We start from the raw sequence: 14,453 nt of genomic DNA on the forward strand, positions 1-14,453 counted from the left end.
CACATCTTCTTAGATGTGTCTTTTTATTTTTATCTATAGACTGGAGGGAATATAGTCGTGGATTTATTAGCATTATTTCACAAGGGTGGTTTAGTTATGTACCCTATTTTACTGGTCTCTATCATTGCAGTAGCTATCGGGGTTAATCGGTATTTATGTTATAAAGGAGCCATTTCAAATATCGAATTGTTAAAAGAGCATTTACCTGAGCTACTACGATACAATCGATTAGAAGAAGCTAAAGTTATTTGTGAGAAAGCCGGCGGTGTAGCCGGTAAGATTATTAAAGAGTCCATTGCGGAGCGGACGGAAGATTTAAAAGCTAATGATGTAGCTGAAAGTATTGCAACTCATGAAGTATTTCAGTTGAAAAAATATTTAAACTATTTGGAGACAATTGTTACTTTATCGCCTCTATTAGGGTTATTAGGTACCGTAGTGGGGATGATTGGCTCCTTTAGTGTATTATCTATTGAGTCCGGTGAACCTTTTGCTATTACAGGTGGTGTAGGTGAGGCCTTAATTGCTACAGCTACAGGATTATTAGTAGCTATTTTAGCTTTAGTAATTCATACGTATTTAGCACAACGAGTCAATGTGTTGATTGCTGATATTGAATATGCAACATCAATCTATGTAATTAATACGAATGCAGGTAATCGCCATGAAGCTTAAATCCATGAAAATAGAGCATCAACCAAAATTAATGATTATTCCTATGATTGATATTATTTTTTTCTTGCTTGTATTTTTTATGATGAGCATGCTTACTATGGTGGTTCAAAAAAGCGTGCCTATCCAATTGCCACAAGCCGCTACCTCTAAAGTTAATTTGGATAAAGTCTTGCCCATTACAGTGACTGCAGATGGGACGATTTATTTAGAAAAAGAAGCTGTGCCAGAGTGGCAATTAAGACATCGTTTAGAAACAGAAGTTAATAAAAACCCTAGTTTGGCTATTATTGTTCGGGGCGATGCTGGTGTAAATTACGGGCGCGTAGTCAGTGTTATTGATACAGTAAAAAAATCAGGCATACAAAAAGTATCAATCGCTGCTGAGGAGAGATAGGAGCGATTTTAATGAATTATCAAAATATGTGGATGAAACCTTGGATAGCCTCCTTAGTTTTTCATGCCATAGTTTTGCTATCAATTCCTTTGTTACCTTGGCCTGAAACACCAAAATTTGAGGAGCTCGAGAATCATATTGAGGTGGACTATATAGAGATTAAACGTCCAGTACCGAAAGGATTACCTGATAGTGGTGGTGATGGCGGGGATGGTAGTGGCAAATTTATGGCTAATTTACCGACCATCGCGTCTATGGCTGCTTTACCTGAATATTCAGAGCCTTTAACGAGTAATAATGAGGATAGTATTATTACTAAGCATCAAGATACTAAGCAAAATGGTTATGATAGGGCTGGGGTAGAAAGCACACTCGGTGGTGACGCGGTAGATAATGGGAGTGGCGGTAGCGCTGGCTTTGAAAGTGGCAATCAACCCGGTATTCAAGGGGAGGAAAATGGTGAAGTAGTGGATACTACTTTTTATCGTCCCGTACCGACCTACACACCAAAACCACGATACCCACGGGCGGCTAGAAATAAAGGAGTTCGTGGTAGTGTTGGTGTAGGCTTAACCATTGGAGCTGATGGGAGCGTAGAATCTGCATGGGTAGTTGATTCCTCGGGTAGTGAACTACTAGATCAAGCTGCTGTAGATGCAGTAAACTCTTGGCGATTTGAACCGGCTAGACGAGGTAATGAGCCAGTAAGCACAACAACAAGCGTAAATGTAGAGTTTCAATTAAGATGATTGGTAGCAATAAATATAGGTTTGAGGATATGCAATAAAAGAATTGGAAGTAATATATGAGAAGAAGAAAAGCATTTATTAGTATTTTGACTTTACTGATTTTATTGATTATAGTAGCATTTACCGCTTTGTATGTAGGAACAATTAAAGTACCGTTTATTGGAGGGTTAAAGAGTTTAGCTCAAGGCTTTGGTATGCCAATAGGAGCAAATTTGCCATTAGAGCCAGAACAGGAAGCTGTATTATGGTATATTCGTTTGCCACGGTTATTGATAGGCCTTATGGTAGGTGCTTCTTTGGCTTTAGCAGGTGTTGTCATGCAAGGAATTTTTTCAAATCCTTTAGCAGACCCTGGTATTATGGGCGTTTCCGCAGGGGCCTCATTTGGTGCTGTTATAGCTATTTCATTAGGGTTAACCTCATTAGGCATGTTTTATATGCCTGTATTTGCTTTTGTAGGCGCATTCGCAGCTGTATCGGTGACAGTTATGCTAACTGTACGTGGGGGACGCATAGAAACGGCAACGTTATTATTAGCTGGCGTTGCCGTCAGCATGTTGTTAGGTGCCTTTACTTCTGGCATGTTGACATTGATGAATGAATATCGTTTGCGGGAGTTTCTATTTTGGATGGTAGGCGGACTTGATTTTAGACGGTGGGAACATGTTCTGCTGGCTGTGGGGCCATTTGTAGTTTGTAGTTCTATTTTGATGATGTTAGGGCGCCAATTAAATGTATTAGTTCTTGGTGAAACAGAAGCAAAAGCACTGGGTGTGCCCGTTATTTTATATCGTTTACTTTTTTTGTTTTTGGCTTCTTTTATTACAGCTACGGCTGTTTGTGTGAGTGGCGCTATTGGATTTGTGGGACTCATTATTCCCCATATTGTGAGGATTTTAGTTGGGCCAGATCATCGAATTTTATTGCCTACATCTGCATTAGCTGGAGCCGTATTTCTTGTATTTTGTGATACCTTAGGTCGAATAGTAGTAGCTCCTAATGAAATTCGAGTCGGCATAATGACGACTCTATTAGGCGCCCCCTATTTTTTATATTTATTACGTCGAGTTCGTCAAAAAGGAGGCATTTAAATGGAACTAACAGTTAATCAAATGAGTGTATCCTTAGGTGGGCAAGCTATATTACACAATGTGTCTGCCACCATTAGAAGTGGTGAATTTGTAGGTATTATTGGCCCCAATGGGTCTGGTAAAACGACATTTTTAAAATCGTTGCGAGGTCTTTGCCCTATACAAGCAGGTGAGGTTATTTTAAATGGTTATAATATAAGGAATTTAAAGGATAAAGAAATCGCACGACAAGTGGCTTATATGCAACAAAGCAGCACCATAAATTTTGGTTATACAGCTAGAGAGATTGTGTTAACAGCGCGTTATCCGTATTTAAAGTGGTGGCAAAATGAAACGTCAAGGGATGAAGCTATTGTAGAACAAGTTATGAAAGACGTGGGGATTTGGTCGCTTCGTAATCGTGCTGTTAATGAGTTGAGTGGCGGTGAGCGGCAACGCGTTTTTTTAGCTAAAGCATTGGCGCAAGATACAAACTTTTTATTATTGGATGAACCAACAGCTGCGCTTGATTTAGTATATGCTGATGAAATTTTTCGTCAAGGTAGAACGTATTGTGAACAAGGGAAGGGTATCTGTATTGTTGTTCATGACTTAGAATTAGCAGCTAAGTTTTGTACTCGCTTGTTACTTTTTTCAAAAGGTCAATTAGTAGCTGATGGTACATCACAAGAAGTGCTGACAGCAGGTCATTTAAAAGATGCTTTTCAGTTAGCCGCTGCTGTTTATAAAGACCCCTATTTTAAACAACAACGTATTTTTGTATTTCCTAAAGACGCGATATCTATAGAACCATATCGAACAGAAAATATATTACCAGCTGATATATCTGTAGCGTTACGAGATGAATTATGAGAATAAAGACAATCAATCGCTTTTTTATATTTTTGTTAATTTTCCTGTTAACTATTTCTATTACGGGCTGTAAGTTGCTGGAAGAAACAAAGGCAGTGGCTGGAACTCATTTAGTACGAGATTCAACAGGTGTTATAGTAGCGATTCCTGATAGACCTTCACGAATTATTCCTATTGGTGTTAGTTCGGAAGATTTGGTTATTTCGTTAGTAGGACCAGAGCGAATAGTGGCTATTGGTAATTTGCCGAATAATTTTCCTGAGGAATCAAAACAAATCAAGCACCGTACAAAGCTAAATACAGAAGCTATTATGGCTTTAAGACCGGATTTAGTAATTGCTCCTGATTGGGCAGATCCTGAAATGATTACTATGTTACGGGCTTTAAAAATATCTGTGTATGTATATAAGGTGCCACATACAATTTCTGAAATTAAAGTAACAATTCACGAGTTGGCAGCTATCCTTCAAGTGGAATCTAAGAGTGACATGATTATTACAGATATGGAACGGCGATTAAGTAAGGTTCAAGCCTTTACTAGTAGTACGGTTGCCGATAAAAAAGTAGTAGCCTTTTATGGTGTGTTAGGCTTAACAGGCGGTCTTAATAGCACGTTTGACACAATATGCCAAATTATTAATGCATCTAATGCAGCGGCTATGTTGGGTCTGGACGTAAGTGAGAGCGGTAAACGAGAAGATTTATTGAGGATTAATCCGGATGTGATTATTGTACCATCGAATGTGTATAGTTTCGATCAGTATAAAGAACTTGATGTAACCAATATTTATACTGATCCTGCATTGCAAACTATTAAAGCTGTTAAAAATAAACAAGTGTATGTTATTGATGCTCGTTGGATTATGAGTTATTCGCAGTTTATGGTTAATGCTGTTGAAGCAATGGCTACTAATATATATGGCTATAAGAAATAGTGTATGTAGTGTATAACGTGTATGAATTCACTGTGGTAAATACAGTGAAGTTGAAATCTGTGAGTTTGATAAAATAGAAGAGTTTTTGTATATTAGGAGGGTTTGTAATGAAACAAGTAGTAAAGGACAAAAAAGTATTAACTATATATGTAACATTAGCTTTAATGGGAACAACTTTAGGTAGCCAAAGTGTGTGGGCTGCTGAAAGTAATGATGAAGTGTATATTTTACCTGATGTTGTAGTAACAGCAACCCGTACAGAACAACAAGTTGACAAAGTTCCGGCTAGTGTGACAGTTTTACAAGGTGAGGATTTACAAGAACGACATCAGGATAATTTAGGTGAGGTTCTTCGTATTGTGCCAGGCGTTGATATTAACAATTATAGTGGTGGTGTTGGGTATACTAATTCGAATAGTTTTCGAATTAATGGTAGTAACAATGTATTATACATGGTTGATGGTATCAATATGAATGCGGCTGGTGTGAATCCTCCGATGACTACTATGAAAAATATGGATGGCATAGGTCGTGTTGAGGTTATGAAAGGGGCTGCATCCACACTATACGGTTCAGGAGCTATCGGTGGTGTTGTAAATGTTATTACAAGAGTTCCTGATGAAGGAATGCGTACAACGATGCGTGTTATTGGTGGGAGTTATGATCAAGAACAGTATAAAGTGATGAATGAAGGGCAAGAGGGCAACGTGTATTGGCGTGCCTCCTATCAAAAAGATTTGATGGGGAGTTATAAAGATGCTCATGGACTTACTATACCTCAGCATTTAGATAGCCATACCACATCTTTTATGGTAGGGAGTGATATTAATGCTGATAATAATGTAATGTTCTCTTATGATTCATATCGGGCCAATGTAAAATATGCAGATTCTAATAATAATTTAACAAATATTCGGCGTGGTCATGAAGCAAATGATTCGTTCCGTGGCATTTGGAAGCAGATAGTTAATGAGCGATTAAGCCATCAATTGTATATGTTACATAATCATTATGATACTACCTATGATGGATATAATACGGATATTAAGACAGTTGCTATTGGTGACCAAGTCACATATGCATTGGCTAATCATACGTTAATTGGTGGTATTGATTGGCGGCAAGATAAAGTAGGGAGTTTAGGTGATTCATTTGAAATGATTCGTGATAAAAAATTAAGTAATACTTCTGTTTATGTGCAGGATACATGGGAATTCGCACCTAAATGGACATTGACGCCAGGAGTTCGTGTTGATCATCATTCTGAATTTGGCACTCATACATCACCTCATATTACTTTGGGGTATGATGTGAATGATAAAACAAATGTATATTTAACTTATAATGAATATTTCTTGGCCCCAACACCATATCAGCTATTTAGTCAGAATTATGGAAATCCTAATTTGAAACCTGAAACAGGCCATGAAATCGATTTTGGTGTTCATCATCAATTTAGTAATTCTCTATGGGGGAATGTAAACTTCTTTACACGTCATTCCACGGATAAAATTGATTTCAATTATATAAATTGGAAATATGCTAATGTAGATTCTGAAAAGGCGCGTGGTTTTAGTTTGGATTTACGTAAGCAGATTACCCAACATTTGTCAGCAACAGCAGCTTATACATATACGCACATTGATGGTACGTCTAATCGAGCAGCTAATGCAAATGGTTATGTACCAAAGCATTCGGTTAATTTTAGTTTGGATTATAATGATGAAAAATGGGATGCTCATTTAGATGTGCGTGGTGTGATTGACCGATCTGGCCGTTATGTAAGTGATGATAAGGGAGATTTCTTCCCTAAGATCACCTATTGGATTACTAATATTAGTTCTAATTACCGAGTGAATGATGATTTTACCATCTTTGGTCGTGTAAATAATATTTTTGATGTATATTATGCTGAAATGTCTAATGTGGCCTATGGTGGTTCTCGTGATTGGTGGACTATGCCGGGGCGCAATTACCAATTAGGCGTAGAAGTATCTTTCTAATCTAGGGTCTTTATAGTATGAGTATGTTATAATATCAGTACAATAGTAGCCCTTTTAAAGGATAAGAGTAATTTCTATAAATAAAAATGTGGCAGGCTATAATAACAGATAGCTTTTCAAAATAATTTAAAGGAAGAGTTATTTACAATAGATTGTAATCAATGATTGTAATCAATGAGAGGAGACCATGTATGCATGAGGATTTAATTAGTATCAGTGATATGGCCAAGTTACACGGTTTAACGCGGCCTACATTGCTATATTATGACTCAATTGGTTTGTTTTCACCAGTATATGTAGCTGATAATGGCTATCGCTATTATAGTCGTATTCAAATTCCTTTATTGCGAGAGATATGTTTTTTAAAATCATTAGGGGTCAGTTTAAAAGAAATTCAACAACATCTTAATCAACGCAATCCTGAAGTAGAGTTACAATTATTAGTGGCACAAGAGGGCAAAATTGAACGTGAATTACAAGAATTGGGGCGTAAACGATTAGCTTTACAACAGCGCCTTTATATGTATAAAGAAGCTGTATTAGCTGTTTCACAGCCACAAGAAAAGCCCTTTTTACGGCATTATAAACCACGGAGCATTATATTTCATCCATTTCAAGCTACTGAAACGGGCGAGGTAGATCGGCAAAATATACATTTGACCGCGATGGAATTGTGGCGTGATTTATATAGTCATGAATTTTTACCTGCTTATAGTTTTGGTACTTTGTTAAAACAAGAAGCATTGCTTACGGACAATCCTTTAAAAGATGGAGGTTGTTATATTCGAATTCCTGTAGAATCAACGGGCTTCGAATCAACATTAGTTACGTTGCCAGAAGGGGCTTATGTATGCCGCTATAAACGAGGGCGACCTAATGATGTGACGGTACTGAATAAACTTCTCGAGTGGATTAAAAATGAAGGGTATGAAGTTTGTGGCGATGTAGTGGACGCTTGCTTTTTAGATACGACTTTTGATGAAGAATTACATGATGAAGTATTTTCTATGTTACAAGTTCCTGTAAAGCCTCTTAACGATAAAAAATGAGTATTTTGGAGGCTAAGAAGTATAAGTTACAAAGCCTGTAGTAATGCTATCTAGTGATACTTTATATGCGTTCTTGTAAAAACAAAAGTCTTTTTAGAAAGTTCATACAAATTTCATAGGAATTTTGCAAAAAAAGCTATTGACTGTAAAGTTACTTTATAGTTTAGAATAACATCATAGTTAAGAAATAATCTATAGAATCTAGTAAAAATAGATTTTAAGAAAGGAAGTTTTTATTATGATGGCAATTCTAATTTTAATCAACCAATTACTAGAAGACTGGTACAAAGCACTATAATTTGATATAAATTTCAGAATGTAGTGAGTGAAAGTAGCGAGGTAGCTTTTAAAATGCAGTTTAGTGAGAGCTATACAAAGCAATGGAATAATGAATTAAAGAGAGTATCGCAGTAAGATGATAAAAATCATATACTGCGATATTTTTTATAGTGAGAGTAATTTGTTTTAACTATGAAAGTATTGTTTACATATAGCAAAAAGTTAGTTAACGATGATTCTTTTTTATTCAAAAGGGGTAAGAATGCCCTTTTTATTGACATTCTAGGCTTTGAAAGGTATCATTAAATATAATATAAAAAATGGAGGCTACCTATGAAACAGTGTATGGATGCGGATAATTTACATCGCCGTCTAAAGAAAATTATTGGGCAGGTACAGGCTATTGATAGAATGGTTGACGAAGACGTGCCATGTGAAGATATTTTATCGCAGATTAATGCTGCTAAATCAGCTCTTAATCGCGTTGGGCAGGTTATTTTGGAAGGTCATATTCGTCACTGTGTGCGTGATGGTCTAGAGCATGGGGATGTAGATAAAACATTAGATAAATTTACTAAAGCAGTAGAACGTTTTGCTAATATGCAGTAATACAATTATAAGTGATGCCATAATATAAGTAATATACTAATATAGTAACATTTAGATATGTAGACGAAGATACGTTGGAGTATACTTCGTCTTTTTTTATTGCATATCTTGACAACCTATACCCCCATAGGTATATAATTGGTGGTATAAGGATATACCTCTATGGGTATATTAGCCTAAATATATGAATGATTAATCATGTAAACATATAATAATTAATTGCAATGGGTGTCTATAGGAGGCAAACTGATGGAAGCTGCTATTCGTAAATTAGAAGTGACTGTATTTAGTCGTGTCGAGTATATATTAGAATTAGGTGGAATTAAAAAAGATATAGTATTTTTAGTGCTATCAGGTTTAGCTGTATTAGCTAGTTTATTTGATATTCAGCCATTTCCTTTTGATATAGCTTGGGTAGCGATTATTTTATGTGGTGTCCCTATCATTTTAGAAGCTATTATTGGTCTAGTGACTGAATTTGATATTAAAGCAGATGTACTGGTATCGTTGGCTTTGATAGCTGCTATAGTAACGGGTGAAATTTTTGCAGCGGCCGAAGTCGCATTTATTATGCAAATTGGTGCTCTTTTAGAAGATATTACTGTAGCAAAGGCGCGGGCTGGCATTGAAAAGTTAGTTAATTTAACACCGCAAGAAGCTCGCCTTATGACTTCATCTGGTGAGACTTTAGTGGATGCGGAGTTAGTGCAAGTTGGTGATATACTTCGCGTATTACCTGGAGAAACCATTCCTGTGGATGGCGAAATTATTTCAGGTGAAACATCTATTAATCAGGCCGTTTTAACAGGCGAATCATTACCTGTAGATAAAACTGTTGGTGATACAGTAGCGAGTGGGACCGTTAATCAATTTGGGGCATTTCATATGCGAGCAACAAAAGTGGGCGAAGATAGCTCTATTCAACGTATGATTCGACTAGTACAGTCAGCTGATGCGGGGAAGGCAAAGATTGTGGGACTTGCTGATCGTTGGGCCACTTGGGTAGTTCTTATTGCTTTATTATCTGCTGTGGGAACCTGGTGGGTTACTGGTGAAATTTTACGGGCTGTAACAATTTTAGTTGTATTTTGTCCTTGCGCCCTTGTATTAGCTACGCCAACAGCTATTATGGCAGCCATTGGCAATGCCACTAAGCACGGTTTTTTAGTGCGTGAAGGGGATGCTCTTGAACGATTAGCTACAGTAACAAAAGTTACGTTTGATAAAACCGGAACTTTAACTTATGGCACACCTACTGTGGTTGCTATTGAAACAGTTGGTAATACAGTGGCAACGACTAAAGCGCTTGGCGAATATAAGATTAATACCGTATATGGAGCTAATGGTGTATCTGGAACTAATACTACATATGAAACTAATACTGCATATGAAACTAATGCTACATATGGAACTAATGTTACACAGGAAAGTACTAGTACATATGGAACTAATACGGCACAAGCTATTTTTCAATTAACGGCTAGTTTAGAAGCTATGTCAGAACATCCATTAGGAAAGGCAATTGTTAAGGCCTATAAAGAGAAGCAAGCAGCAACACTGAAGGTAGACGCTAGTGCCGTTGATTCAAGGAAGGCAGAATCAGCCTATTTATTGCCTTGTTCTGATTTTAAAATGCTACCAGGACGCGGTGTGTCTGGCATCATTGGAGGGCAATTAATCTTAGCTGGTAATGACCGTTTAATGGCGGAGCAGGGCATTGCTATTAGTCCTGGTGTAGCTAAAACAGCTCAACTCTACTTAGATAAAGGAAGTACAATCGTTTACATTGCCATTGCTAATACATTAGTAGGCTATCTTGTTCTAGCAGATACTGTACGGCCTGACAGTGCACAGATGGTAGATCGGCTTCACCGCTTAGGAGTGCAAACTGTTTTATTAACTGGTGATAATCAAAATGCAGCCTATGCGATTGGCAGTCAGTTAGGCATTCGTGAAATTGTAGCTAATTGTTTGCCAGAAGATAAATTAAACTATATTAATCAGCGTCAACAAGTTAAGCAGAATGTGGCTATGATTGGCGATGGTATCAATGATGCGCCAGCACTTAAAAAGTCGAATGTAGGGATTGCTATGGGTGGCATAGGGAGTGATATTGCTGTTGATGCTGCTGACATTGCCCTCGTGGATGATGAAGTGAAAGAATTGCCTCACTTGATTGCCTTAGCAAAGCGTATGATGAGTACGATTAAGTGGAATTTAGCCTTTGCTATGATTTTAAATTTTGTTGCTATTGGATTATCCTTTCCTGGCATTTTAAATCCTGTAACTGGTGCTTTAGTTCATAATGCTGGTTCTGTATTAGTTATCATTAATTCAGCGTTGTTATTAAAATGGCGTAGTGCATAATTGAAACATTAAAGGCTCTTGAAAGTAAAGCTCTTTCAAGAGCTTTTTGTTTATAAGAAAGGTTGTTATAAGTTTGTTAAAGGGGAAACTAGCTTAATGTCGAAATACTATATAAGGGGATACATTGGAAAATAGTATTATCACACCTTTTGTTAAGAGAGGAGGCCATGCTAATATGAAAAAAGTATTTGCTGTATTACTTAGTTTAGGGATATTAAGTGCATTGCAATTAGATATAATGAATAGGGTACCTATGGAGTTTAGTGGGGTTCAGGCGGCTTCAAGTAATGAGGCAACACAACATCAAAGTAAATTGAAAAGTGCTTTAGCTAATATGACAGGGACTTATGACAATGCGAGACCTGGCAGGGCTTATGGTAAACCATTGCCAAAGAGTGATTTAACTATAGCTGGTGTTAGTTTGGGCGCTGATTTTTCAGATATTCAACGAAGTTTAGGAACACCTTCCGCTACTACTTGGTATGGCAATCAGATTGACTCACTTACGTATGGTGGCATTACATTTAGTACGTTTCAACGAAGCGAGAAGATGTTTTATATAGAAATTGTTAACCGTGATGCTGTAACTAATCGTGGTGTTGCGGTGGGGGATTCCTTGGAAAAAGTATATGCTCTGTATGGTAGACCAGATGCCGTAAATGAAGGTCATAACATGTGGTTTTATGGAGTTTTTTATCCTTTATCAGATAATATGCAGGGGATTCGTTTTGTTCATGATGGTAATAGAGTAACTAAGATTATAATTTGGTGATTTTGAGTAGTTTACTAAGTGATTTAAAAACTAATGTAATTGGGGATACAAGTAAATTAAAATGATAAAAAGATAAAATATAGCTAATAGTTTAAAATCTGTAAGAGTAGAAAGGAATTGTATGGAAATTATATATTGGTCAGATTATGCTTGTCCATTTTGCTATATTGGACGAAACCATTTGGAGGCAGCGATTCAAAAAATTAAAGCAGAAGAAAATATATCTTTTACTATTATTATGAAGGCCTTTGAATTAGATCCAGCGGCACCTACTGTTTGTGAAACTACAACTGTTGACCGTTTTGCTCAGAAATATGGACTAACTCGTGAAGTAGCTGAGGATAAAATAAATGGTATTAATTTGATGGGACAAGCTATTGGATTAGATTTTAAGTATGATAAAGCACAGTCTACAAATACGTTTGATGCACATCGTTTAACAAAATGGGCACAGAGCAAAAGTTATGAAATGGCCGATGCATTAGCTGAACGCTTATATGCTGCTTATTTTACAGAAAGTAAACCCTTAGCTGACCATGAGGTGCTAGTGGCTGCTGCTAAAGCAGTTGGTTTGCCTGAAACGGAGGCGCGTGCTGTCTTAACTTCTGAAGAATATACTAGCGAAGTACGTGAAGAAGAAGCTTTGGCCGCTCGTTATGGTATTCAGGCAGTGCCATTCTTTGTTGTTAATGACCAAGTAGCACTACCAGGGGCTTTGCCCGTTGAAGAATTTGAAAAAGTACTCCGTGAAATGTTGGCGAAAGAAAAAGAACATAGAGCGAAAGAATCTAAAGAAGAAACTCATTAAGAAGCTAATTAAGAGAAAATAAAAGATATGAAAAATTGAGTACACTGTAGCTGTCTAATCCAGAATCCTATAAGTAAAAGGACTGAACTAGTTAACTAGTTCAGTCCTTTTGTTGTGTGTGAAAATTATTTAATTGGGCGGATAATTAATAATTCCAGCCGAACATAGCAAAGAGCGTATCTTTGATTTGTTCGTGTTCGGACATTGGGACATATTTATTCCACCCAGAATCAAAATCTGATAAATAACCATCATAAATGAGATTTCCATGAATATCATAATATTCTGCAGAAGAACCTTCATAAATTTTAGTGGAATATACTACTGTATATTTAGTGATAGAAGTAGTAATTACATCTGGCTTTACATTACCTCTACTAGAATTACCAATCCACTGTGAACCTAAAGGTGTAAATACATGCATTACATGTGCTTTAACTTTACGATTTTGTGCTTGCCCACTAGCTTCTAAGCTACGACGATCTACATAGGTCGTATAATATTTGTTTGAAGATACTTCAATCCAACGCTCCCCACGTTGTGAAGCTTTCATAGTCCCATCCGATGTTGTAGTTGTACCAGCTGGTATGCCTAAGGCACGATCCAGTTTGTCTAATGTTTTACTGAGCCAACTAGCATCTACAGGATTATACAAAGTTGCCATAAATAAAGGGATAAATAATACCGTTAAAATACGCATGAGCTGTTTCATACTATCACTCTCCTAATTAAAATACAGCTTTTCACTAAACATATCTCCAAACAATGGTTGACTACTTAGACTTATGAACGTACAGTTTATAGAATATTGCACTGTATGCCATTTCATGTTGTAGTCATGTTTAGTATACAAAAATCTCCAATATAAGACAATACCTTTTAGTAATAGATGTTAAAAAGTGAAATAAACAAATATTTTAAGGCTATTACAATGATATAACTATGTAATCTTTAAGAGTCACTTGTGAAGTTTGCTTTAACATTTATAGTTAATGTATGCATGGAATTGTTCAAGACATATCATTTGATAATTTTGTTTAATTTTTTCAGCGGAGGAATTAGTTATGAAACGGCCTTATATTTTTTGTCATATGCTGACATCATTAGATGGAAAGATTATGGGAAAATTTTTTGAAACACCAGAAGGAGCTAAAGCAGGGGACGTATATTCAGGCGGGAATGTGTGATGAAGTCAGTATTGTTATAGCGGCAGCGGCTGATGGCTCTTTGAAAACTCCTGCTTTGTTTGCAGCATTTGAAAATGGGGAATCTGATAGACCTCAACGTTTTGAGCTTATTAATGTGTTACCACAAGACGGCGGGGCAATTTGGGCTCGCTATAAAATTATAAAACCATAATTATTTAAGCATGAGTATCTATGTAGGAGTATATTTTGGAGAAAATATAGGCAATGGAGTTTATATATTTAGTAAAATATATAATTGACAAAGGGTCAATGAAGGTGTATTCTAATAACAAATCAAAAAATTTTGATTTGTTAGGAGGATGAATTTATATGATAGAAAAAGGTCATTTAAATCATAAGGCAAATGCTAAAATATTTAAGGCTTTTTCCGATGAAAAACGCCTAGCTATTTTAGAACTTTTGCAACATGGTGAAGAATGTTCTTGTGTATTATTGGAAAAGCTTGATTTGACACAGTCAGGTTTATCTTATCATATGAAAGTTCTTTGTGATGCAGGGATAGTAATTGGTAGACCAGACGGTAAGTGGACATTCTATCATATATCTTCTGAAGGGTGTCAGCGAGCAGTTAATGTGTTGTTAAATGCAACTCATGTACTATAAATTTTAGTCACCCTAATATAGGGTGACTAAAAAATAACCATTAAATCAAAATATTTTGA

General features: G+C 36.5%; 15 protein-coding genes. 14 read left to right on the forward strand and 1 reads right to left on the reverse strand.

What is annotated here, in order from left to right:
• Positions 1–57 precede the first annotated feature (57 nt).
• The 12 genes from NFR44_RS00565 (at position 58) to NFR44_RS00620 (ending at position 12,583) form a co-directional block, all read left to right on the forward strand.
• The gene (locus NFR44_RS00565; RefSeq protein ID WP_251439996.1) at positions 58–675 is read left to right on the forward strand and encodes a MotA/TolQ/ExbB proton channel family protein; all 618 of its coding nucleotides are present in this window, start codon (positions 58–60) and stop codon (positions 673–675) included.
• 4 nt (positions 676–679) lie between these two features.
• Positions 680–1,069, forward strand: a complete 390-nt coding sequence (locus tag NFR44_RS00570; RefSeq protein ID WP_308795175.1) for an ExbD/TolR family protein — start codon at positions 680–682, stop codon at positions 1,067–1,069.
• A gap of 11 nt (positions 1,070–1,080) precedes the next feature.
• Positions 1,081–1,818, forward strand: a complete 738-nt coding sequence (locus tag NFR44_RS00575; protein WP_251440000.1) for an energy transducer TonB — start codon at positions 1,081–1,083, stop codon at positions 1,816–1,818.
• 56 nt (positions 1,819–1,874) lie between these two features.
• Positions 1,875–2,909 (forward strand): FecCD family ABC transporter permease, encoded by a 1,035-nt coding sequence (locus tag NFR44_RS00580; RefSeq protein ID WP_251440001.1) that lies wholly within the window; start codon positions 1,875–1,877, stop codon positions 2,907–2,909.
• The gene (locus NFR44_RS00585) at positions 2,910–3,761 is read left to right on the forward strand and encodes an ABC transporter ATP-binding protein (RefSeq protein ID WP_251440002.1); all 852 of its coding nucleotides are present in this window, start codon (positions 2,910–2,912) and stop codon (positions 3,759–3,761) included. It abuts the gene before it with no gap.
• On the forward strand, positions 3,758–4,696 hold the full coding sequence (locus NFR44_RS00590) for an ABC transporter substrate-binding protein (RefSeq protein WP_251440003.1): 939 nt from the start codon (positions 3,758–3,760) through the stop codon (positions 4,694–4,696). The genes NFR44_RS00585 and NFR44_RS00590 overlap by 4 nt, the downstream gene beginning before the upstream one ends.
• A gap of 107 nt (positions 4,697–4,803) precedes the next feature.
• Positions 4,804–6,699, forward strand: a complete 1,896-nt coding sequence (locus NFR44_RS00595) for a TonB-dependent receptor plug domain-containing protein (protein WP_251440004.1) — start codon at positions 4,804–4,806, stop codon at positions 6,697–6,699.
• Positions 6,700–6,890: 191 nt separating this feature from the next.
• Positions 6,891–7,748 (forward strand): MerR family transcriptional regulator, encoded by an 858-nt coding sequence (locus NFR44_RS00600; protein WP_251440005.1) that lies wholly within the window; start codon positions 6,891–6,893, stop codon positions 7,746–7,748.
• A 612-nt stretch (positions 7,749–8,360) separates the two neighbouring features.
• Entirely contained in the window at positions 8,361–8,636 is a 276-nt protein-coding gene (locus NFR44_RS00605) for a metal-sensing transcriptional repressor (protein WP_115309838.1), read from the forward strand.
• 249 nt (positions 8,637–8,885) lie between these two features.
• Positions 8,886–11,003, forward strand: coding sequence for a heavy metal translocating P-type ATPase (locus tag NFR44_RS00610; RefSeq protein ID WP_251440007.1), 2,118 nt, complete (start codon positions 8,886–8,888; stop codon positions 11,001–11,003).
• A gap of 175 nt (positions 11,004–11,178) precedes the next feature.
• Positions 11,179–11,775, forward strand: coding sequence for a TonB-dependent receptor (locus NFR44_RS00615; protein WP_251440008.1), 597 nt, complete (start codon positions 11,179–11,181; stop codon positions 11,773–11,775).
• Positions 11,776–11,896: 121 nt separating this feature from the next.
• On the forward strand, positions 11,897–12,583 hold the full coding sequence (locus NFR44_RS00620; RefSeq protein ID WP_251440009.1) for a DsbA family oxidoreductase: 687 nt from the start codon (positions 11,897–11,899) through the stop codon (positions 12,581–12,583).
• A 145-nt stretch (positions 12,584–12,728) separates the two neighbouring features.
• On the opposite strand, the gene NFR44_RS00625 is transcribed toward NFR44_RS00620, so the two are convergent.
• Positions 12,729–13,295: a hypothetical protein gene (locus NFR44_RS00625; protein WP_251440010.1), complete on the reverse strand. Its 567-nt coding sequence runs from the start codon at positions 13,293–13,295 to the stop codon at positions 12,729–12,731.
• 395 nt (positions 13,296–13,690) lie between these two features.
• Between NFR44_RS00625 and NFR44_RS00630 the strand changes: the two genes are divergently transcribed.
• Together NFR44_RS00630 and NFR44_RS00635 are read left to right on the forward strand one after the other, a co-directional pair.
• Entirely contained in the window at positions 13,691–13,942 is a 252-nt protein-coding gene (locus NFR44_RS00630; RefSeq protein WP_251440012.1) for a hypothetical protein, read from the forward strand.
• A gap of 158 nt (positions 13,943–14,100) precedes the next feature.
• Positions 14,101–14,394, forward strand: a complete 294-nt coding sequence (locus tag NFR44_RS00635; protein ID WP_251440014.1) for an ArsR/SmtB family transcription factor — start codon at positions 14,101–14,103, stop codon at positions 14,392–14,394.
• The last annotated feature ends 59 nt before the right edge of the window (positions 14,395–14,453 follow it).

This window comes from Veillonella intestinalis (assembly GCF_943193155.1).
Lineage (GTDB): Bacteria > Bacillota > Negativicutes > Veillonellales > Veillonellaceae > Veillonella_A > Veillonella_A intestinalis.

Excerpts from the sequence above, each read along its gene's own strand:
- NFR44_RS00570 (WP_308795175.1), top strand. The coding sequence starts at position 680 with ATGAAAATAGAGCATCAACCAAAATTAATGATTATTCCTATGATTGAT.
- NFR44_RS00575 (WP_251440000.1), top strand. The coding sequence starts at position 1,081 with ATGAATTATCAAAATATGTGGATGAAACCTTGGATAGCCTCCTTAGTT.
- NFR44_RS00580 (WP_251440001.1), top strand. The coding sequence starts at position 1,875 with ATGAGAAGAAGAAAAGCATTTATTAGTATTTTGACTTTACTGATTTTA.
- NFR44_RS00585 (WP_251440002.1), top strand. The coding sequence starts at position 2,910 with ATGGAACTAACAGTTAATCAAATGAGTGTATCCTTAGGTGGGCAAGCT.
- NFR44_RS00590 (WP_251440003.1), top strand. The coding sequence starts at position 3,758 with ATGAGAATAAAGACAATCAATCGCTTTTTTATATTTTTGTTAATTTTC.
- NFR44_RS00595 (WP_251440004.1), top strand. The coding sequence starts at position 4,804 with ATGAAACAAGTAGTAAAGGACAAAAAAGTATTAACTATATATGTAACA.
- NFR44_RS00600 (WP_251440005.1), top strand. The coding sequence starts at position 6,891 with ATGCATGAGGATTTAATTAGTATCAGTGATATGGCCAAGTTACACGGT.
- NFR44_RS00605 (WP_115309838.1), top strand. The coding sequence starts at position 8,361 with ATGAAACAGTGTATGGATGCGGATAATTTACATCGCCGTCTAAAGAAA.
- NFR44_RS00610 (WP_251440007.1), top strand. The coding sequence starts at position 8,886 with ATGGAAGCTGCTATTCGTAAATTAGAAGTGACTGTATTTAGTCGTGTC.
- NFR44_RS00615 (WP_251440008.1), top strand. The coding sequence starts at position 11,179 with ATGAAAAAAGTATTTGCTGTATTACTTAGTTTAGGGATATTAAGTGCA.
- NFR44_RS00620 (WP_251440009.1), top strand. The coding sequence starts at position 11,897 with ATGGAAATTATATATTGGTCAGATTATGCTTGTCCATTTTGCTATATT.
- NFR44_RS00625 (WP_251440010.1), bottom strand. The coding sequence starts at position 13,295 with ATGAAACAGCTCATGCGTATTTTAACGGTATTATTTATCCCTTTATTT.
- NFR44_RS00630 (WP_251440012.1), top strand. The coding sequence starts at position 13,691 with ATGGAAAGATTATGGGAAAATTTTTTGAAACACCAGAAGGAGCTAAAG.
- NFR44_RS00635 (WP_251440014.1), top strand. The coding sequence starts at position 14,101 with ATGATAGAAAAAGGTCATTTAAATCATAAGGCAAATGCTAAAATATTT.